Annotated in this window: 27 protein-coding genes; 15 read left to right on the top strand and 12 right to left on the bottom strand. The window is 67.0% G+C overall.

The window, feature by feature from the left end; genetic code table 11:
• The first annotated feature begins 20 nt into the window (after window positions 1-20).
• Entirely contained in the window at window positions 21-482 is a 462-nt protein-coding gene (locus ACOGW9_RS12320) for a cupin domain-containing protein (RefSeq protein WP_419911647.1), read from the top strand.
• Complete coding sequence (locus ACOGW9_RS12315) at window positions 475-1,311, top strand: SDR family NAD(P)-dependent oxidoreductase (protein WP_419911645.1); 837 nt, start codon at window positions 475-477, stop codon at window positions 1,309-1,311. Before ACOGW9_RS12320 ends, ACOGW9_RS12315 begins: the two co-directional genes overlap by 8 nt.
• A gap of 15 nt (window positions 1,312-1,326) precedes the next feature.
• Here ACOGW9_RS12315 and ACOGW9_RS12310 read toward each other — a convergent pair whose 3' ends face one another.
• Window positions 1,327-2,457, bottom strand: a complete 1,131-nt coding sequence (locus ACOGW9_RS12310) for an amino acid ABC transporter substrate-binding protein (protein ID WP_419911643.1) — start codon at window positions 2,455-2,457, stop codon at window positions 1,327-1,329.
• Window positions 2,458-2,770: 313 nt separating this feature from the next.
• On the opposite strand from ACOGW9_RS12310, the gene ACOGW9_RS12305 reads away from it, so the two are divergent.
• Both ACOGW9_RS12305 and ACOGW9_RS12300 read left to right on the top strand, forming a co-directional pair.
• The gene (locus ACOGW9_RS12305; protein ID WP_419911641.1) at window positions 2,771-3,517 is read left to right on the top strand and encodes a RidA family protein; all 747 of its coding nucleotides are present in this window, start codon (window positions 2,771-2,773) and stop codon (window positions 3,515-3,517) included.
• 63 nt (window positions 3,518-3,580) lie between these two features.
• Complete coding sequence (locus tag ACOGW9_RS12300; protein WP_419911639.1) at window positions 3,581-4,228, top strand: TetR/AcrR family transcriptional regulator; 648 nt, start codon at window positions 3,581-3,583, stop codon at window positions 4,226-4,228.
• 91 nt (window positions 4,229-4,319) lie between these two features.
• Here the strand turns inward: ACOGW9_RS12300 and ACOGW9_RS12295 are convergent, their stop codons facing one another.
• Both ACOGW9_RS12295 and ACOGW9_RS12290 read right to left on the bottom strand, forming a co-directional pair.
• Complete coding sequence (locus ACOGW9_RS12295; protein ID WP_419911637.1) at window positions 4,320-4,634, bottom strand: type II toxin-antitoxin system PemK/MazF family toxin; 315 nt, start codon at window positions 4,632-4,634, stop codon at window positions 4,320-4,322.
• Window positions 4,621-4,860: a hypothetical protein gene (locus ACOGW9_RS12290; protein WP_419911635.1), complete on the bottom strand. Its 240-nt coding sequence runs from the start codon at window positions 4,858-4,860 to the stop codon at window positions 4,621-4,623. The genes ACOGW9_RS12295 and ACOGW9_RS12290 overlap by 14 nt, the downstream gene beginning before the upstream one ends.
• Window positions 4,861-4,984: 124 nt before the next feature.
• Between ACOGW9_RS12290 and ACOGW9_RS12285 the strand changes: the two genes are divergently transcribed.
• Both ACOGW9_RS12285 and ACOGW9_RS12280 read left to right on the top strand, forming a co-directional pair.
• Window positions 4,985-5,356: a DUF2237 family protein gene (locus ACOGW9_RS12285; protein WP_419911633.1), complete on the top strand. Its 372-nt coding sequence runs from the start codon at window positions 4,985-4,987 to the stop codon at window positions 5,354-5,356.
• Between the two features lie 76 nt (window positions 5,357-5,432).
• Window positions 5,433-5,810 (top strand): DUF2784 domain-containing protein, encoded by a 378-nt coding sequence (locus ACOGW9_RS12280; RefSeq protein ID WP_419911631.1) that lies wholly within the window; start codon window positions 5,433-5,435, stop codon window positions 5,808-5,810.
• Between the two features lie 36 nt (window positions 5,811-5,846).
• Here ACOGW9_RS12280 and ACOGW9_RS12275 read toward each other — a convergent pair whose 3' ends face one another.
• A complete protein-coding gene (locus tag ACOGW9_RS12275; RefSeq protein ID WP_419911629.1) occupies window positions 5,847-6,245 on the bottom strand; it encodes a PIN domain-containing protein in 399 nt (132 codons plus the stop codon).
• The gene (locus tag ACOGW9_RS12270) at window positions 6,242-6,484 is read right to left on the bottom strand and encodes a type II toxin-antitoxin system Phd/YefM family antitoxin (protein WP_419911627.1); all 243 of its coding nucleotides are present in this window, start codon (window positions 6,482-6,484) and stop codon (window positions 6,242-6,244) included. Before ACOGW9_RS12270 ends, ACOGW9_RS12275 begins: the two co-directional genes overlap by 4 nt.
• An 81-nt stretch (window positions 6,485-6,565) precedes the next feature.
• Here ACOGW9_RS12270 and ACOGW9_RS12265 point away from each other — a divergent pair, with 81 nt between their 5' ends.
• The 6 genes from ACOGW9_RS12265 to ACOGW9_RS12240 all read left to right on the top strand — a co-directional run bounded on the left by ACOGW9_RS12265 (window position 6,566) and on the right by ACOGW9_RS12240 (window position 10,653).
• Complete coding sequence (locus ACOGW9_RS12265; protein WP_419911625.1) at window positions 6,566-7,189, top strand: hypothetical protein; 624 nt, start codon at window positions 6,566-6,568, stop codon at window positions 7,187-7,189.
• Between the two features lie 78 nt (window positions 7,190-7,267).
• The gene (locus ACOGW9_RS12260; RefSeq protein ID WP_419911623.1) at window positions 7,268-7,855 is read left to right on the top strand and encodes an AAA family ATPase; all 588 of its coding nucleotides are present in this window, start codon (window positions 7,268-7,270) and stop codon (window positions 7,853-7,855) included.
• Between the two features lie 73 nt (window positions 7,856-7,928).
• Complete coding sequence (locus ACOGW9_RS12255; RefSeq protein WP_419911621.1) at window positions 7,929-8,606, top strand: DUF433 domain-containing protein; 678 nt, start codon at window positions 7,929-7,931, stop codon at window positions 8,604-8,606.
• Between the two features lie 12 nt (window positions 8,607-8,618).
• On the top strand, window positions 8,619-9,035 hold the full coding sequence (locus ACOGW9_RS12250; protein WP_419911619.1) for a hypothetical protein: 417 nt from the start codon (window positions 8,619-8,621) through the stop codon (window positions 9,033-9,035).
• Window positions 9,036-9,214: 179 nt separating this feature from the next.
• A complete protein-coding gene (locus ACOGW9_RS12245) occupies window positions 9,215-9,586 on the top strand; it encodes a DUF2237 family protein (RefSeq protein ID WP_419911617.1) in 372 nt (123 codons plus the stop codon).
• Between the two features lie 143 nt (window positions 9,587-9,729).
• On the top strand, window positions 9,730-10,653 hold the full coding sequence (locus tag ACOGW9_RS12240; RefSeq protein WP_419911615.1) for a hypothetical protein: 924 nt from the start codon (window positions 9,730-9,732) through the stop codon (window positions 10,651-10,653).
• Window positions 10,654-10,703: 50 nt separating this feature from the next.
• On the opposite strand, the gene ACOGW9_RS12235 is transcribed toward ACOGW9_RS12240, so the two are convergent.
• Window positions 10,704-11,813, bottom strand: a complete 1,110-nt coding sequence (locus ACOGW9_RS12235) for a hypothetical protein (RefSeq protein ID WP_419911613.1) — start codon at window positions 11,811-11,813, stop codon at window positions 10,704-10,706.
• A gap of 114 nt (window positions 11,814-11,927) precedes the next feature.
• Here ACOGW9_RS12235 and ACOGW9_RS12230 point away from each other — a divergent pair, with 114 nt between their 5' ends.
• Window positions 11,928-12,305 (top strand): DUF2784 domain-containing protein, encoded by a 378-nt coding sequence (locus ACOGW9_RS12230; RefSeq protein WP_419911611.1) that lies wholly within the window; start codon window positions 11,928-11,930, stop codon window positions 12,303-12,305.
• 8 nt (window positions 12,306-12,313) lie between these two features.
• On the opposite strand, the gene ACOGW9_RS12225 is transcribed toward ACOGW9_RS12230, so the two are convergent.
• Together ACOGW9_RS12225 and ACOGW9_RS12220 are read right to left on the bottom strand one after the other, a co-directional pair.
• Window positions 12,314-12,763, bottom strand: coding sequence for a PIN domain-containing protein (locus tag ACOGW9_RS12225; RefSeq protein WP_419911609.1), 450 nt, complete (start codon window positions 12,761-12,763; stop codon window positions 12,314-12,316).
• Window positions 12,747-13,100, bottom strand: coding sequence for a type II toxin-antitoxin system Phd/YefM family antitoxin (locus ACOGW9_RS12220; RefSeq protein WP_419911607.1), 354 nt, complete (start codon window positions 13,098-13,100; stop codon window positions 12,747-12,749). The genes ACOGW9_RS12225 and ACOGW9_RS12220 overlap by 17 nt, the downstream gene beginning before the upstream one ends.
• 269 nt (window positions 13,101-13,369) lie before the next feature.
• Here ACOGW9_RS12220 and ACOGW9_RS12215 point away from each other — a divergent pair, with 269 nt between their 5' ends.
• Window positions 13,370-13,735, top strand: a complete 366-nt coding sequence (locus tag ACOGW9_RS12215) for a DUF983 domain-containing protein (protein ID WP_419911605.1) — start codon at window positions 13,370-13,372, stop codon at window positions 13,733-13,735.
• 37 nt (window positions 13,736-13,772) lie between these two features.
• On the top strand, window positions 13,773-15,323 hold the full coding sequence (gene betC / locus ACOGW9_RS12210) for a choline-sulfatase (RefSeq protein WP_419911603.1): 1,551 nt from the start codon (window positions 13,773-13,775) through the stop codon (window positions 15,321-15,323).
• Between the two features lie 17 nt (window positions 15,324-15,340).
• On the opposite strand, the gene ACOGW9_RS12205 is transcribed toward betC, so the two are convergent.
• The 4 genes from ACOGW9_RS12205 to ACOGW9_RS12190 all read right to left on the bottom strand — a co-directional run bounded on the left by ACOGW9_RS12205 (window position 15,341) and on the right by ACOGW9_RS12190 (window position 16,813).
• The gene (locus ACOGW9_RS12205; RefSeq protein WP_419911601.1) at window positions 15,341-15,766 is read right to left on the bottom strand and encodes an SRPBCC family protein; all 426 of its coding nucleotides are present in this window, start codon (window positions 15,764-15,766) and stop codon (window positions 15,341-15,343) included.
• Between the two features lie 278 nt (window positions 15,767-16,044).
• Window positions 16,045-16,245 carry a DUF2283 domain-containing protein gene (locus tag ACOGW9_RS12200; RefSeq protein ID WP_419911599.1) on the bottom strand — a complete coding sequence of 67 codons (201 nt, stop codon included), beginning with the start codon at window positions 16,243-16,245 and terminating at the stop codon, window positions 16,045-16,047.
• Entirely contained in the window at window positions 16,242-16,493 is a 252-nt protein-coding gene (locus ACOGW9_RS12195; protein WP_419911597.1) for a DUF4258 domain-containing protein, read from the bottom strand. Before ACOGW9_RS12195 ends, ACOGW9_RS12200 begins: the two co-directional genes overlap by 4 nt.
• A 56-nt stretch (window positions 16,494-16,549) precedes the next feature.
• A complete protein-coding gene (locus ACOGW9_RS12190; protein ID WP_419911595.1) occupies window positions 16,550-16,813 on the bottom strand; it encodes a hypothetical protein in 264 nt (87 codons plus the stop codon).
• Window positions 16,814-17,223 lie beyond the last annotated feature (410 nt).

Genomic DNA, 17,223 nt, shown 5'->3' with positions numbered 1-17,223 from the left:
CAGAGGGTTACGTTGGACCGGTGGATGCCGACGAGGTGATCGCGCTGCTGGGGCTCGAGCCGCTGGCGGGCGAGGGCGGCCAATGGGCGCAGACCTGGCGAGACGAGCACTCCTCCGCGATCTACTTCCTGCTGCGGCCCGACGACTTCTCGGCGCTGCATCGGTTGGGCGGCGTCGAGCTGTGGCACCACTACGCCGGTGCTGCAGTCGAGATGCTCCTGCTCGAACCGGACGGCAGGGTGCTGCGACCGCGGCTCGGGGCCGACTTGGCGGCTGGCGAGCGGCCGGTGGTGGTCGTCGAGGCGGGCACGTGGATGGCTGCGGGAACCCGCGGCGCGTGGTCGCTGGCGGGCACGACCATGGCGCCCCCGTTTGACGATGCGAGCTTCGAGCTCGGCGACCGGGCAGCGCTGTCGGCCGCGTACCCCGAGGCCGCAGAAGACATCGCCCGCTTCACGCGGGAGGATGCAGCCGATGGCTGAGCAGGACGAGTCGCCCCTTCGGGATCAGATGCCGCCGCAGGCCGAGTTGTCGGCGGAAGACGAACTGCCGCCGCCGGACGAAATGATCCGGTTGGACGGCCGGGTCATCGTGGTCACGGGTGCAGGCGGCGGCATCGGCACCGGCATCGCCCGCCGGCTCCTCGCTGCGGGTGCCGACGTGGTGGCGCACACCCGCTCGTCGCCAGTCGACCACCTGGTAGATCTCGAAGGAGCCCCCGTGGTCTCGGTGCGGGCCGACCTGGCCGAACCGGACGGGCCGCAGCGTGTCGTCGATGCAGCGCGGGGGCATCACGGCCGCCTGGACGGGTTGGTCAACAACGCCGCCATCCAACCGCTGGTGCACTTCGCGGACCTGAGCGATGCCGAGTGGGCCGAGATGATCGACGTCAACCTGACCGCGGTGCACAGGTTGACCCACGCCGCAGCGAGCGTGATGCGAGCACAGGGCACCGGCGGGTCGATCGTCCACATCGCCTCGATCGAGGCGCACCATCCCACCGACCTGCACGGCCATTACGCAACGGCCAAGGCCGGCCTGCTGATGCATGCCCGGGCCGCTGCGGGCGCGTACGGCCCCGACGGCATCCGCATCAACAGCATCTCGCCGGGCCTGATCGACCGTGCTGGCCTGGCCGATGACTGGCCCGAGGGCGTCGCCCGCTGGCATGCGGCGGCACCGCTAGGTCGGCTCGGCACCGCTGCAGATGTCGGCGATGCGTGCGTCTTCCTGTGCTCGGACCTCGCCAGATGGATCACCGGCGTGGACCTCGTGGTCGACGGCGGCGTGCTGACTCGGCCGACCTGGTAAGTCGGCCCCTCTCGATCAGCGTGCCGGGGGTGCGTAGATCAGCCCACCCTCGCTCCAGCGTGCGTTGGGGCCGCCGGCCCGCTGCAGCCCGACAGGCACGAGGTGACGGGTGTAGATCTCGTCGTAGTTCCCGATCTGCTTGACGACTTGGTAGAAGGCGTCGGGCGCCAAGCCCATGGCGGTCTGCAGCTCGCCCTCGCCCCCGAGCAGCCGGATGGCCTCAGCATCGAGCTGCCCGCTGGCCATCAGGTCGTCGACGTTGGCCGAGGTGATGCCCTTCTCATCGAAGATGATCGTGGCGTAGACCGTCCAGTTGACGATGTCGCCGAAGGCGGACTGGTTGGGCGGGTACACCGGGGCGAGCGGTTCCTTCGAGAACGGCTGCGCCGGGAAGATCACCCACTGCTGGTCGCCCTGCTGGCGGGCCCGGCGGCCGACGAGCGCCGATCCGTCGGTGGTCATCACATCGCAGGCGCCGGCGGTGAAGTTCTGCGTGATGATGTCGATGTCTTCGAAGGTCTGCAGCGAGATCTCGATGCCCGCAGCGTCGGCCGCGTCGGCCATGTTCTGCTCGGTCGTGGTGCCCGCAGTCGCGCAGACGATGGCGCCCGCGACATCCGCCACGGTTGACTCCGCCGTGAACCCGTCGCTGGCACGGCCCATCAGCTGCTGGCCGTCGTAGTACGTGACCGGCGCGAAGTCGAGCGCTAGCTCTGTGTCGCGGCTTTGGGTATAGGTCGTGTTTCGCACCAGCACATCGATGATGCCGGTCTGCAATGCGAGGAACCGCTCGGCAGAGGTGAGGGGCACGAAGTTGACGGCTCCGGCGTCGCCAAGGATCGTGATCGCGAGGGCCCGGCAGTAGTCAGCGTCGAAGCCGGTGGTGCTGCCGTCGGGTTGCGTCTCGGAGAAGGCCACCGCGGCGCCGTAAACGCCGCAGTTGAGGATGCCCCGAGTCCTCACCGTCTGCAGCAGGTCGTTGTCTTGTGACTGGACGACAGGGACCGGTTCTGCTGCCGCGGGTGCGCGCGCTTCGTTGCTGGTGTCGCCGGCGGCGCATGCAGCTACGAGCACGCCGGCGGCAACACCGAGGACGCAGATCCGCCCGCGATGAGCGGCGCTCATACCGAGTTCCTTCAACCTCATGCGCATGACCTTAGGTCTAGTCCCGGATTCCTCGATGTCACACCCCCCTGGTGCACTGAACCCGAGACAGCACACATGCGAAGAGCATGGTGGACAGAGACAGAGAAATCAGAATGAACACCTCAACCGAGACCCGATCCCGCACGGGCGACTGGCTGCTCGCCATCGCCGTAGCGCTCGCCGGCTGCCTGCTGGTCTTGAGCTGGAGCATGCCCAGCGGCTGAGCCGAGACCTTCAGGACACCGGCACGCTCTGCCCCGCAGAGAATCACTACTGTCCGGGCAGCCACATGGCGGCGCTCAAGGAGGCCAACATGCTGATCGACAATCCCCGGGGCGGGTACCGCTTCCTCACCGGCATCTCGCCCTTCTCCAGCGGAGTGATCGCCGCAGCAGGGCACGAGATCATTCACGCCACGCTGGACGCGTACCTGCCGTGGCGCGAGGGCTTCGAGCTGATCGATGCCCACCTCGGCGGGATCGGCCGCGAACGCCAGGCACTGTGCGCCATCGAGCTGCGCTGCCCTGCGCCGTATTCGATGCCCGACTTCATCGAGTTCAACGCCGGCTACATCGAGCTCGTCCGGTCATGGGATCTCTACGTCGGCGATCACAACCCGATGGCCCGCACCAATGTGGCTCCTGAGCACCATCCGCCCGCCGAGCCGGTGCTGCATGCGTTTTCCTACACAGTCGAAGCGGCCGACGCACCGACGACGTTCGTCGTTTCGGGCGCGGGGGAGATCCCAGAAGCGACGCTCGACGACAACGAGATCATCCGCAAGGGCGAGACCGATCCCGAGGCCATGCGCGAGAAGGCGGCCTTCGTGACCGCCACCATGAGTTCACGTCTGGCGGCCATGGGCGCTGGCTGGGATCTCGTCACCACAACCGACGTGTACACGGTGTTCATGCATGAGGGGCTGCTGGAGGACGCCGTGATCGGGGCGATGGGCGCGGCGACCCGCCATGGCCTGCGCTGGTACCGGTCGCGTCCGCCGGTCATCGATCTCGACTACGAGATGGACGTGCGCAGCGTGCGGCACGAGATCGCTGTGTAGAAATGCTCACATGTCGGCGGGCTGGCGGAGGAGACCGGCCGGCAGAACTACGCTCAGCGGCCAGTGCCGTCGGTTCCACTGCCCGAACAGCTTGCTTCGAGACTCCCCCGCCAGAGCGGGCGTGGACCCGCGGAGGTCACACAACGCCTGCTGGACTCGGCGATCATCGTGTTCGGCGAGCGCGGTTTCGAGGCGGCCACAGTCTCGGAGATCGCACGCAACTGCGGCTTGACTACCGGCGCGATCTACGCACGCTGGACCAGCAAGCGCGAGATGTTCGTGGCCACCGTCGAGCACGCATCCGCGCAGCGGATGCTGCTGCTGATCAAGGACCTTGAGGCGACCACGGCCGAGAAGCTCGCGATGCTCGGTTCCAATCTGCTCACCGATGCTCGCGATCAGACCCGCAACCTGTGGATCGAGGCGTGCGTCAGCGGCAGCCGCGACGGCATGCTGCACGGCTCGATCTCCCAGGCCCAAGAGACCGAAGCCGTCGAGCTGACCGAGATCGTGGAGGCGGGCAAAGCCGAGGGCGCCATCGATCCGTCGCTGAGCACCGAAGCTGTCGTGTTCCTGTGCCAATCGCTCGGTCTCGGGACCTACCTGGCCATGCGCTCACAGGTCCCCGAGCGTCCGAGGCCCGACGATGACGATTGGAACCCCCTGATGGCCCGCCTCATCGACTCCCTGCGACCCCAGGCGACCGACTGACCCAGCACCGCACCCGCGGCGCTCGATGCGGAGGTCGCTCCGCCTGACTCTGTGCACACCGGGCGGTCGGGTGCAGCGGAGATGCGGTTGGTCAGAGATCGAGCACGGTCGCCAGGGCTGTATCGACTCCCCACTGCTCCTCTTGCGTGAGGTGTCCGACGACGTCACCGAGGCGGCTGACATCAACGGCCCCGACGTGCTCCGCCAGCACCCGTGTGCTGCGCCCGGCAACGTCGACGGTGGGGCGAAATGAAGCTGATCGTGCACTCGTGGACGTCGGCGCAATCAGGACTACCGATCGAGGCAGCAGTGCGTCGGACTGCACCACAATGCCGTACCGGCGCCCCTGTTGCTCGTGTCCGACACCCTTCGGAAGGCGCAGCTCGTGGACATCACCCCGGCGCACGGAGTTCTTCCATCAAGCCGGCAACGGCGGCCATCTCGGCCCGATCGGCTTCGTCAGCCTCCAATGCAGCAGCCTCGGCGGCGAGAGCACGGCGGCCACGAAGACGCTCGGCCTCATTCACAATGGACCTGCGTACCGCTTCGGATTGCGTCAGACCCTGCGCTTCGACTCTGCGAAGAGCCCGGAGCGCCTCGTTGTCGAGCCGAACAGATATCGCGTGTGCCACTCCGGCAGTGTATCACGTTTCGTAATACGCCATCTCCGAAGTGCGTGGCACGGTCTGCGGCTGGACTACGCACGTTGGTCGGCTGCTCGTTCGGTGGTGGCGGCGACCTGAGAGACTGGGATGCGTGGCCCAGAACGTTCTCGGAGACGAACTGCAGCCGTGCTCGTATGACCCGCTCACCGGCTGGTTCCGCGACGGCTGCTGCAACACCGACTCGGGCGACTTCGGCGTGCACACGGTGTGCGCCGTGATGACCGCAGAGTTCCTGGAGTTCTCCAAGTCGGCCGGCAACGACCTGTCGACACCGCAGCCGGCCACGGGATTCGATGGGCTGCGGCCGGGCGACCAGTGGTGCCTGTGCGCCTCACGCTGGACCGAAGCGCTCGAGGCAGGCGTCGCTCCCCCCGTAGTGCTGGAGTCGACTCACGCCCGCACCCTGGAGTGGGCGAGCCTGAGCGACCTCAACGCCCACCGCCACACCGGCAACGCCACCTAGCCCCCACCGGGGCAGCGTCACATCGACGCGCCGGCTGCTCGCGCCCTCGGCCCTTCGGCAGGCGTAGCGTGGCGGTGTGGTCGCATGGTTGCTGGCGGCCGCTGTGGCGCTTGTCCACGGGCTGCTGGCCGTCTTCATCGTGGTCGGCGCACCGCTGGCTGCACGCAGCCCTCGATTGATGCGCTGGTACCTCGTGGCGCTGGTGCCGATCGCGGCGGTGAACCTGCCCGGGCTGCCGTGCCCGCTGACGGTCTGGGAGAAAGGTCTCTGGCGTCTCGCGGGCAACACGCCGTACCGGGGCGGATTCATCTCCCAGTACTTCGTCGAGCCGTTCTACGCCCCCGGCTTGGACGCTCGTGGCGAGACGGTTCTGCTGGTGGCAGTGACGGCGTGGTGCCTCGGCTGGCTGCTCTACGCCGCCGCATCACGCCTGCGCCTGCGCGCCGCCCGCTGAGCGGGGCACGGCTCCGCCAGAATCTGAACCCGCCGCTCAGCGGTAGGTGGCGATAGAGACGCCGGGGAGGCCGTCGAAACCTGACGGATCGGCGGTAATGACCGTGCGGTTCGTGGCTCGTGCCGTGGCCGCAATGATGAGGTCGTGAGCGCCGCGCGGCCGGCCCGCTCGATGGGTCTCGGCCAGCAGCTCGGCATGCGCCGCAGCCACCTCGGTGCCGTAAGGCAGGACCGGGATGGCGTCGACCACTGCGTCGGCGAATGCCTGGCGGCGGGCGCGATGTCGCTGCGTGGCCAGATGGACGCCGACGAGAAGTTCGGCAACGGTGATCGCAGCGATGGCGACCGAGTCGTCGTCCCCGATGAGCCGGTCAAGCTGTTTTTGGTCGCGTTCGGCGTCGATGAGGACGGTCGTGTCGAGCAGTAGCGCTGTCATGTTCGAGTGTCGAGTTCAAGCAGTCGGCGAGTCTCGGCGAGCTGGCCGGCCCATTCTGTATCGGGGCTCGTCTCGGCAAGAAGTTGTTTTGTCCTGCGGCCTTCGCCGCCGGCCAAGGGCTCGATGCGAGCGATCGCCTTGCCGCGCCGCACGACCGTGAACCGCTCCCCACGGTGCTCCACGGCGTCGAGCACATCTGCAAACTCCCGTGCAGCCTCAGTAGCGCTGATCTCTGCCACAAAATCAGATTATCTGATATCACTGGCCGCATCGACGAGGAGCACCTGAGGGCTGGCGACCTCGCTCCTACGCTTGCCGAGGTGACAGTGCTCAGATGGTCCGATGCACTGCCGCTGAGGTTGGTGCGGATCGTAGGTGTTGCGGTGATTGTCGGGGTCGCCTTCGCTTGCACTGGGAGCACTGCAGACAACCAGACGGCCGAAGATCGACCGGGGCATCGAGTGGTCGAGTGCATTGACGTCATCGACGTGGTCCCCGATCCCGGTCGTGGCTACACGGCATACGGCGCTAACGGCGGGTTCATCGCGCTGCCTTCGGGACCGCTGCAGCTCGGCCGATTCGGCCCGGAGGGCTCCGGCTTCGAGGACTACCGGTTCGCGAAGTTCGGGCTGCTCGTGCGCCGCTCCCAGCAGGCATCGCTCGAGATCGTGAAAGCCCCGGGTTATGCCTTCCTCGAACACGGGCAGGGTGAGTTCGGGACTGCCGATGCGCTGACAGCCGGCCCCTGCGACTCGCACGGTCCGGCATGCGACGTCGACTCAGCCGAATACGTAGGCGGCTGGCCGTGCGGGGCCGATCGCGGCGAGTGGATCGTCTGGGCAGGCGGCATCTGGGTGGACAAGCCCGGCTGCGTCAAGCTGCTGGCCTCTGCCGACGACGAAGAGATCCCCGTACAGCTCGCAGTCGGCACTTCCTGCAACTGACCGAAAGACCGATCGACAATCGGCGAGTCGGCTGGGCGCACCTGAGGGCTCGCAAACTTGGCTCATACGCTTGCCGGAGTGTCAGTTCTGAGGTGGTCCGATGGGCTGCCGCTGAGGCCGAAACGGGTCTTGGTGGCAGGTGCGGTTGCTTCTGGCAAGTCGACGCTTGCCCGACTGCTCGCTGCCCATTGGGAACTGCCGTACGCCGAGCTAGACGCTCTGTATCACGGCCCGCAATGGCAGCCAAGACCGACGTTCCGCGACGACATCGTTGCGCTGGCCGCTCAAGATGAGTGGGTCACCGGATGGCAGTACACGATCGCTCGCCCGCTGCTAGCCGTGCGTGCCGATCTGCTGGTGTTCCTGGACCTGCCGAAATGGCTGGCGACCGCCCGTGTAGTGAGACGGACGCTGCGTCGGGTCGTTCGTCGAACCGAGCTGTGGAATGGGCTTCGCGAACCGCCCCTTCGGACGATCCTGAGCGATCCCGACCACATCATCCGCTGGGCGATACGAACCCACCACGAGCACGCGCCACGCGTCCAAGCATTGGCCGAGCAGCGCCCTGATCTCCCGATCATCTGGCTGTCCTCTCGGCGTGAGGTCCAAGCCTGGACCAGGTCACTGGCAGCAACGCCACCGGGCACCCTCGACGGGGAGGCCTGACAGCGCAATTGACTCGGCTCGGACGCAGAGTTCGTGGCATTGTGAGGATGAGGACGCGTCCCGGGAGGTTCTCATGGGTCAGGTCACGTCGCTGCTTCACCGCGAGGTGTACGTGATGAGCCAGGTGGACCGCTTGCTCGACTTGGGCATCGGCACAGCGCGGCGTTGGATCGACGGCTACGAGCGTCGCGGTCGCCAGTACGAGCCGCTGGCGCGTGCAGAAACCACGGGTTCCGATGCGGTCACGTGGGGCGAGTTCGTCGAGACTCGGCTGATCGCCGAGTACCGAAGCCGCGGCGTCGCGGTCGTGCGAATGCGGCCGGCGATCATGGCGTTGCGCAGAGAATTCGAGACCGACTATCCGCTGGCAACCTCTCGCCCTTTTCTCAGCGAAGACGGCCGGGATCTCGTCCTGCGCGTTCAAGACGAGACGGTGCTGAGCCCGTCGCTGCGGTTCGTAGTGCGCACCAACCAGAACGTCATGCTCTCGATGGAAGTTCAGCGCTTTCAGCAGGACGCCGAGTACGAGGAAACAGATGAGGTGCGCCGCTTCCGCCTGTTCGGCACGCCGAACGTGGTGCTGGACCCCGAATACGGCTTCGGCGAGCCCACAGTCCGAGGCCGGCGACTGCGGGTCTCCGCGATTGCCGAGGCGATCGCCGCTGGCGAAGCACGTGACGACATCAAGGCGACGTGGGACATCAGCGACGACGTTGTCGACGACGCCCTGAGATGCTCACGGGTCGCATGAACTGGCACCACCATGGCGCGAGGCGGCACGTTCAGCGGAGTCTTCATTGACGAGAACATTCTGGGTGTCGCATACGAACTCGACGCTCTGCACCCTGGACTCGTGTATTGGGTCGGACACCCTGCGATTCCGGAAATCCCAGTGTCCGCGAAGGACCCGGATGTGCACGACGCGCTCGGCGCGGGTGGCCGAGACCTGATCTTCATCACGCGAGACAAGAGGATTCGCCGCGACAAGAACGAGCGCGATCACTTGATGCGGTCGGCTGTCAGGGCAGTGTTTCTCACCAGCACCAAGAACATGGACAAATCCCAGATGGCTGCGCTCGTCGAGCGTCACTGGGATGACATTGTTGGCGAGGTCGGAACCCAGAGAGGTCCTTCACTCTGGTCCTTAACCCGACGCGATGGCTTGAAGCCGATCCATTAGCGAATCAGGCCTTGGTCTGCTCGGTGAGCCAGTCGGTGAGGAGCTGCAGGAACTCTGGGGCGAATTCGGGCGCCAGCTCGGTGTACTCGTCGGGGCTGCCGGTGAGGGTCGACGGCTGGACGGCGCCCGCTGATCCGCTGCTCGTTCGGCGGTGGCGGCGACCTGAGAGACTGGGATGCGTGGCCCAGAACGTTCTCGGAGACGAACTGCAGCCGTGCTCCTATAACCCGCTCACCGGCTGGTTCCGCGACGGCTGCTGCAACACCGACTCGGGCGACTTCGGCGTCCACACGGTGTGCGCCGTGATGACCGCAGAGTTCCTGGAGTTCTCCAAGTCCGCCGGCAACGACCTGTCCACACCGCAGCCGGCCACCGGCTTCGACGGGCTGCGACCGGGCGACCAGTGGTGCCTGTGCGCCTCACGCTGGACCGAAGCGCTCGAAGCGGGCGTCGCTCCCCCCGTAGTGCTGGAGTCGACCCACGCCCGCACCCTGGAGTGGGCGAGCCTGAGCGACCTCAACGCCCACCGCCACACCGGCAACCCCACCTGACCCCCGCCCCCCAGCGGCGACCTCAAGGGGGGCTGAACCGACGCAGGCTTGTCGTCGATCTGACACCGATGCAGCGCGAGGCTGAGACAGTGATCTGTCAGCACCGCCAATGCCTACGCAGGGTCGTCCGCTGGATTCCGTGCGTGCTGGTCGCGGTGGTGATCTTCGGCTGCCAGCGCGATCCTGAGACGTACGAAGTCGAGGCACGGTCCACTTCGGTGTCCACGACCCCAGTCGCCTCGACGACAACGACTGCCGTGCCCGATGAAGTCGTCGAGGTCTCGGTCGCCAGCATCGCTGCGGTCACGCTGGGTCGGGCCGGCAGCGACGACGACTTCGACCCGGTGTTCGTCGAGCTCTACTTCGGCTCCGAATGCGTCGTGGGGATCGACCGGTTCGGCCGCGACCTGCCGCTGGCATTCGCCCATGGCGAACAGCTCGACCTCACCGCCGAGCTGCCGGCCATTGCCGATGTGCTGCACTGGCCACGCGACGTCGACGGTTTCGGTCGGGCCGAGGTGGGTCCCGCCCATGCGGGCGATCTTCTGCTGGTCGACCGACAGTTCCACGCTGAGGACATCGCCGAATGGACGACGCTGCCGAACCCATCGTGTTCGCTCGACGGGCTCGTGGTGGTTCACGACGACCCATACCACGGCGAATTCGACATGCTTCCCGGAGCCGTGCACTACGTGTTCGGCGCGCCGCAATCAGCCCAGCCCCGGCCCGAAGCAGAGTCGGTAGCACCTTTGGTGGCCGACAGCGTCCCGTTCCCCGACTGCGAACGCCAAGTGGCGGACAGCTACACACCTAGTGAGGAACCCGCTCACGCGACTCCGGAACTAGCACTCCGCCACGCACGTGTGCACCTCATATGGGCGGGCGACGTGTTCGTGGAGCTGGAGCGCAGCGACACCGAGGTGCTGTGGGAGATTCAAGACGACGTCGGCACGCCGCTCGGCATCGTGACCGCCACCATCTGGACAGATGACACATGGGTCGTGGAGAGCATGAGCGGCTGCTTCGTCGACCCGAGCCATACGCACCCCGGCATCGCGACTCGGTGATCCACCCGTCAACGCTCGGTTCACCACGCCCAGTGCGCGAAGGACGTCAGCTACCAGTCAGGGTCGGGGCGGAGTTGGATCGGTTCGGGCGGCACGAGGACTCCGTGGAGCAGGGCACGGTCGCCCAAGGGTCGGGAGAGCTCGACGGTTGCGTGCACGTCCGGGTTGTCGGGGCAGTTGGCCGCTCCGACGTACGGCACTACGGCGAAAGCCACCAGCACCGCTTCGTCGGTCTCGATGACTTGGGGTCCTCGCAGGGCGTCGCCCATCTCGCGGCCGCTGGTGCAGCCGACCTCGGTCACGAGCAGTCGGACGCTGGTATCCGCAGCCTCGGGCAGCGCAGCGGGATTGAGATGCACGGCGACATGGCCGAGCCCCGGTGGCAGGACGACACGATTCTCACACCTAGTGCTGCTGAGGTCGTAGCCGCCCCACCAACAGTCCGTCGGCGGGTCGTCGGCGCTGTCGAGGGGAATGATGTCGAGCGGTCCGCTGGGCGGCTCGACGGTGTAGATGACGTTGAGGCAGAGCATGTCAGCGGGCACGGTGTCGGCGAGCTGCTCAAGCGTGGCGTCGGTCGGGTCCACGAAGTCGAGCGCCACCCGGTTCCGCACGGTCCAGATGCCGACGCCCTGCATGCCTTGGAGGCGCCCGATGGAGCTCTGGACGGCCATGAGCGCCGCATGGGGATGGTCAACCTTGACCACATCGAACGGCGTGCCCTCGGGCAGCAGCGCTTCCAGTGCGTCACGGTGAACGTCGAGATCGTCGGTGAACGCCGCGACGATGGCGCCGCCGGGCAGTGCGCCATTCCACACGGAGCCGAACTGGTCGCTGTGCTGCTCGCCGTATTCCCTGACAGCGCTGAACACCGATGACGGGAGACTGTCGTACGCAGGCCCCGGGCCGAAGACGCTCAGCACATCGGCAATGTCGTCGCACGCCGCGAACCCGCCGATCAGCGCAGGTGCATCGGTGTCTGATCCGGCCGCCGCGGTTTCAGTCGGGACAGCCGGGGTGCCCGCTTCCGTGGTCGCCGTTTCCGGCCCGGCAGTCGAGATCTGATCCGTTCGGTCGACCGAGCCGCACGCCGCGGCGGCAAGGATCGCAACAACCCCCAACACCCGCGTGCAGACCCGCAGCCACAATCGTGCGGCCATGCAGTCCGGCTTACTACGCCCTAGGTATGGCAGCTAGGCACGCGGCCAGATTGACACCGAGTTGCCGCCAACCTGACACGCCCCGGCCGAGGATGGCGGGCGTAGCGTGGCGGTGTGGTCGCATGGTTGCTGGCGGCCGCTGTGGCGCTTGCCCACGGGCTGCTGGCCGTCTTCATCGTGGTGGGCGCACCGCTGGCTGCGCGCAGCCCCCGGTTGATGCGCTGGTACCTGGCTGCGCTGGCGCCGATCGCGGCGGTGAACCTGCCCGGGTTGCCGTGCCCGCTGACGGTCTGGGAGAAAGATCTCTGGCGTCTCGCCGGTCAGACGCCGTATAGGGGCGGTTTCATCTCCCAGTACTTCGTCGAGCCGTTCTACGCCCCCGGATTGGACGCTCGTGGCGAGACGGTTCTGCTGGTCGCAGTGACGGCCTGGTGCCTCGGCTGGCTGCTCTACGCCGCCGCATCACGCCTGCGTCTGCGCGCCGCCCGCTGAGCGGGACGCTAGGTCTCGTCGGCTGGATCTACTCGTTGCAGCCAGAGGTCGAGTGTTGCGGTCGTCCACGTCGGCACACCGGTGCCCAGAAAGTCGTTGTCGTTGGTCCACACCCCGGCGCCGAGCGACAACGCGCACGCCACGACAGGCCAATCGTCGGGGTCGCGCTGCGAACGAGCCCGCGCCTCGTCTTCCCTCGCCAGGTAGATCGGCTCGGCGACAATGTCGACGTTTCCCATGACCGCCTCCAGGCACGCCGTCACCAGGTCACGCTGGGTCGTCGGCGCGAGCCCGTGCTGCTCGCCGAATCGCTCAATTCGGGAAGGGAGCATCCACTGCGTCTCCTGCCACATGCGTTCGGGGAGAAACAGGTCGAGTCGGTTGTCACGCAGGCGTTCCCGTCCGGCCGCTCGCAGCAGTTCGCCGACGAGAACGCTGGTGTCAACGACGAGCCTCATCGGGTTGGGGTACCCAGCGCGCGGTCGAATAGACGACCCCCTCTGACGGGTCATTGCTCACTCGAGCCGAGTGCAGCTGGATACTCCAGTCGCGGCCGTCGCCGGCACCGACGATCTCGGAGACCAGTTCGTCCTCGCTCAGACCCCGCTCTTCGAGCACGTCAGTAACCAGAATGTCCAACCGCTCGAGTGCTTGCGCCCCTGCGCGCCGGTCCTTGGCGACGATCGGCACGAAGAAGCCGACCGGCTCGCCGTGCTTCTCGATGACGAGCGTCTCGCCGGAGCCGATCAGCTTCGTCGCATGGTCACGGAACTCCCGCACCCCGACTGACCTCATCTGAGCCGCCTCCCGCGCCGGTGGATCGATTTGTGACCACAAGCGTAGCCACACCGCCTCGTGCCCGGACGACCGCCGATGCCGGCGACGCGGTGGGTCGAGCCCATATCTCGTGATGGTTCGGTCGTGTCGAATTCCTTCATGGCGTTTGACTAGCCGGTGAGGTCGCCCGCCAAGAAGTGAATTTCCGGCGAGCTGACAACTGCCGCTGATTGCGGTAGGCCAGCGCCTGCTTCGTCGGCGCGATGTGGGACAGGCAGACTGCGGGGGTGCGCGTTTTGTTGCGCGGATTGACGCTGGCTTGCCCGTCGTGCGGCGGTCGCGGCCTGTTTCGGCGCTGGGGGCTGTTTGCCATACGCGAGCGGTGCCCCCACTGCGGCCTCAAGTTCGAACGCATGGAAGGTCACTGGCTGGGCGCTGTGGCCGTGAACACCGTCGTGTCAGCAGCGGCGGTGATCCTGACCGTCGTGGTGGCCATGCTCGTCTGGGGCACAGACGTCAGCCGCGGCCTGCTGCTGGCCCTCGCGGCACCCGTCGGCGTGGCGGTGCCAGTGCTGTTCGACCCGGTGTCGCGCACGCTGTGGACGGCCATCGACGCCCTCGTCAGGCCCCCGACCCCCGCCGACTTCGACTGATCCAACCGGTGCCGAGGCTGGGTGTAGGTTCCGCTCGGTGACCCGCTCGGGACGACGCCCGAACATCCTCGTCGTGATGGCGGATCAGCTGGCGCCCCACTTCACCGGTGCGTACGGCCATCCGGTGGTGCAGACCCCGGCGCTGGATGCGCTCGTCGAGCGCGACGTGCGCTTCGATGCGGCGTACTGCAACTTCCCGCTGTGCGCGCCGTCACGGTTCTCGATGCTGTCGGGCCAGCTGCCGGCGTCGATCGGGGCGTGGGACAACGGCGCCGAGTTCGCGGCATCGGTGCCCACGCTGACGCACTACCTGCGACTGCTGGGCTACCGCACGACGCTGTCGGGAAAGATGCACTTCATCGGTCCCGACCAGCTCCATGGCTTCGAGCAGCACCTCACCACCGACATCTACCCCTCGGGCTTTGCGCTCACGCCCGACTGGGATGCGGCGTCGGGGCCGCCGAGCGACTGGTACACCATGGCCAGCCTGTCCGAAGCGGGCCCGGTGGTCACCAACTACCAGCACGACTTCGACGAGGAAGTCGGGTTCGCTGCGGTGCGGCACCTGTATGACCTGGCCCGTGCCCCGGATGAGCGGCCGTTCTTCGTGGTGGCCTCGTTCACCCATCCCCACGATCCCTACGAGGCTCGGCCGCAGTGGTGGGACCTGTACGACCACGACAGCATCGACCTGCCCGACCCGATCGCCCCCGACGCCGTCGATGCGCACACCCGGCGGCTGCGCCGGGGCATCGGGGCCGACGGCGTCGGCTTCACCGAGGAGCAGTGCCGCAACGCCCGCCGCGGTTACTACGCCAACACCAGCTATTTCGACTCGTGGATGGGGCGCCTGGTGGAGGTGCTGGACGAGACGGGCCGCACCGACGACACCGTCGTGATCGCCATCAGCGACCACGGCGACATGCTGGGCGACCGTGGCACGTTCTTCAAGATGTGCTTCTTCGAGCGGGCGGCGCGGGTGCCGTTCGTGATGGCCGGACCGGGCGTGGCCAACCGTGCCGTGCCCGATGTGTGCTCGCTGGTTGACCTGCTGCCGACGCTGCTGGATATTGCGACCGACGGGGGCAGTGACGGCTGGCCCGAGATGAGCAGACCGCCGGCGGGGCGCAGCCTGTGGGAGCTGGCGTCGGGCGGTGGTGGCAGCGGCGCCGGTGGCGAGGGCGACGGCGAGGCGATCGGCGAGTACACGGCGGTGCTGACCACCCAGCCGATGTTCATGATCCGCCGGGGGCGCCACAAGTGGATCCACTGCGAGGGCGACCCGGCCCTGCTGTACGACCTGGTCGACGATCCGCTCGAGCGCAACAACCTGGCGGCTGACCCTGCCCACGCCGATCTGGTTGCAGCGTTCGCCGCAGAGACCGCCGAGCGCTGGGACAGCACCGCGCTGCGCGACCAAGTCCTGGCGTCGCAACGCTCCCGCCGGGTCGTGAGCGCCGCGGCACACGCCGCCGGCATCGACTGGTGGGACTACAGCCCGCAGCGAAACGCCGCCGGCGAGTACGTCCGCGACGACATGAACTGGCTGAACACCAGCCGCGGCAGCCGAATCACCACCCCACCCTGAGCGGCCGGGCGCAGCGGTTAGGCGTCTTCGATCATGGCTTTGAGGAGTTTGAGCTGCTTGGCGTCGGATGCTCGGATAGCGATGCGCAGCAGGGGCCACATCAGCCGCCACAGCACGCCCGTGCTCTGACAGTCGGCGGTCAGCGTGACTCGCGAGGCGCCGTCGTCGTTGCCGCGGACCTCGTAGGTGTAGTCGGCAGTCACGCCGCCCTGAACCGAGCGCAGCAGGAGCGACTGACCGTCGACGCATCGCATGATGGTGCTCGAGCGGTCCTTGCCCCGAGCCCGGAACGTCAGCCGGGTGCCCTCGGCGGTCTCCCCATCGGCGGTGATCGTGTCGATCCCGGGCATCCACCGGTGAGCGTTCGGCCAGTCGGTGAGGGCGGCCCACACCCGCGGAGCCGGGTGACCAATGATCTCCTCAACAGCGAAAGCCTGCGACATGACGCGCCCCCTCGGCAGCCCAGTCTGCCCCGACCATCCGGCCGTCCTTAAGCTGACCGCGTGCGCAGACGCGAGAAGGTGCGGTGCCGCAGGCTGCGACGCGACGGCGAGCGATGCCGCAAGTACACGCGCTACCCCGATGCCGACTGCGGACGGCATGCGCCTGTGCACGTCCCAGATTCCACGGTCTTCGACCTGCCGGACTGTGGATTCTGAGGCCCTCGCCGGGCGCCATCAGCCCGAATCCGAAGTGGACTCAGCGTGGACGTAGCTTGCCGCTACGCGGTCTCGAACTGGAGCGAGTTGAGGTTGAGATCAGGCGATCGGGCCGACACACTCAGCATTTCAATGCCGACCACCTGTTCGGCTGCGTTGAAATCCAACACCACCCCGGGCGCGACCTCGAGCGAGTCGACGATCGCAGAATCATCGAGATGGAAATACAGCGCGTCGTCCTCCTTGTCGATTCGCAGCTTCATGCCTCACCTCGCATTCCGCGGTCAAAGAACACGGTAACCACTCGCCACGGATCTGACGACGTGTTCACCGCCGCACGCAGCACTCGGCCGTCACGCTCGTGTATTGGCCCATAGAAGCGCTCCACTGTGCTGTCATCCGGGTCCCGCATGCGATGAGACGGCGACGCCACGATTCGCTCTACCCATGACCAAGGAATCGCTCGCCGTTCCATCTGCTGTCGTGCGTGGAGCGTGAACCTCAGTCGCATCTCGGCCTCGGTACAGCAGTGCAGCTCTCAGGCGACGAGCACGCCGGCGTCGAGGATCACCGTTGGCTGAAATGGCGCTCGCGCATCGCAGCCACCCCGTCGGGGTCTGGCGGCCCCGACTCGGCTACCCACTCGGCCATGAAGTCCGCCAGGGCACGTCGACGGCGATGCTCTTCGGCGAGCATCACCAGTCCTTGCTTGATCGCTGCTGAGCGCCCGCCGAATTCGGACGCGATCTCGTCGAGCAGCGCACGGTCCTCGTCATCGAGACGCACCGTGGCCGTCTCAGCAGTCGCCCCGGCATCAGCGTCGGACTCCATTTGCTCAACGGTACTCGCCATGGTCGCTCCCGCTCTCGCCGCGTCACATAATGAGTCGAAAATAGATGAAACCTCATGACACGCAAAATTGTTTTGTCGCGTCAGCCGACAAGGTTTAGGGCGCCGTCGCAGCGCTAGAGTCAGTCTTGGCCGTTGGCCACCATTTTGGTCCGGGTTCCGGTGGAACCCGCTTTGCTAGGGATCTCTGTCGAGGTTCAGCTGGGACCCCCGCTGGGGGTCCCATTTTTGTTCGTAGACGCGGGGTCGGCGTCGGTCAGGCCCGCCGGGTGCGCAGAGGGGCTCCGAGGGCGGTTGCGATATGCAGCAGATCTCGCTCATCGCTCGTGACGACGATGTCCCCCCGAGCGCATGCCCCAACCACCACGGCGGCATCGACGACGTCACTGGTG

Source organism: Candidatus Poriferisodalis sp. (assembly GCF_965203655.1).
In the GTDB taxonomy this organism is placed as follows: domain Bacteria; phylum Actinomycetota; class Acidimicrobiia; order Acidimicrobiales; family Poriferisodalaceae; genus Poriferisodalis.
Note: the sequence above shows the minus strand (reverse complement) of the source record. Positions and strands in the feature narration are given on the sequence as shown.

What these genes read in the sequence shown, in the direction of transcription:
- ACOGW9_RS12315 (WP_419911645.1), top strand. Translation starts at nt 475, where the DNA reads ATGGCTGAGCAGGACGAGTCGCCCCTTCGGGATCAGATGCCGCCGCAG.
- ACOGW9_RS12310 (WP_419911643.1), bottom strand. Translation starts at nt 2,457, where the DNA reads ATGAGGTTGAAGGAACTCGGTATGAGCGCCGCTCATCGCGGGCGGATC.
- ACOGW9_RS12305 (WP_419911641.1), top strand. Translation starts at nt 2,771, where the DNA reads ATGCTGATCGACAATCCCCGGGGCGGGTACCGCTTCCTCACCGGCATC.
- ACOGW9_RS12275 (WP_419911629.1), bottom strand. Translation starts at nt 6,245, where the DNA reads ATGACAGCGCTACTGCTCGACACGACCGTCCTCATCGACGCCGAACGC.
- ACOGW9_RS12255 (WP_419911621.1), top strand. Translation starts at nt 7,929, where the DNA reads ATGGGTCAGGTCACGTCGCTGCTTCACCGCGAGGTGTACGTGATGAGC.
- ACOGW9_RS12250 (WP_419911619.1), top strand. Translation starts at nt 8,619, where the DNA reads ATGGCGCGAGGCGGCACGTTCAGCGGAGTCTTCATTGACGAGAACATT.
- ACOGW9_RS12235 (WP_419911613.1), bottom strand. Translation starts at nt 11,813, where the DNA reads ATGGCCGCACGATTGTGGCTGCGGGTCTGCACGCGGGTGTTGGGGGTT.
- ACOGW9_RS12225 (WP_419911609.1), bottom strand. Translation starts at nt 12,763, where the DNA reads ATGAGGCTCGTCGTTGACACCAGCGTTCTCGTCGGCGAACTGCTGCGA.
- ACOGW9_RS12220 (WP_419911607.1), bottom strand. Translation starts at nt 13,100, where the DNA reads ATGAGGTCAGTCGGGGTGCGGGAGTTCCGTGACCATGCGACGAAGCTG.
- ACOGW9_RS12205 (WP_419911601.1), bottom strand. Translation starts at nt 15,766, where the DNA reads ATGTCGCAGGCTTTCGCTGTTGAGGAGATCATTGGTCACCCGGCTCCG.
- ACOGW9_RS12200 (WP_419911599.1), bottom strand. Translation starts at nt 16,245, where the DNA reads ATGAAGCTGCGAATCGACAAGGAGGACGACGCGCTGTATTTCCATCTC.
- ACOGW9_RS12195 (WP_419911597.1), bottom strand. Translation starts at nt 16,493, where the DNA reads ATGCGACTGAGGTTCACGCTCCACGCACGACAGCAGATGGAACGGCGA.
- ACOGW9_RS12190 (WP_419911595.1), bottom strand. Translation starts at nt 16,813, where the DNA reads ATGGAGTCCGACGCTGATGCCGGGGCGACTGCTGAGACGGCCACGGTG.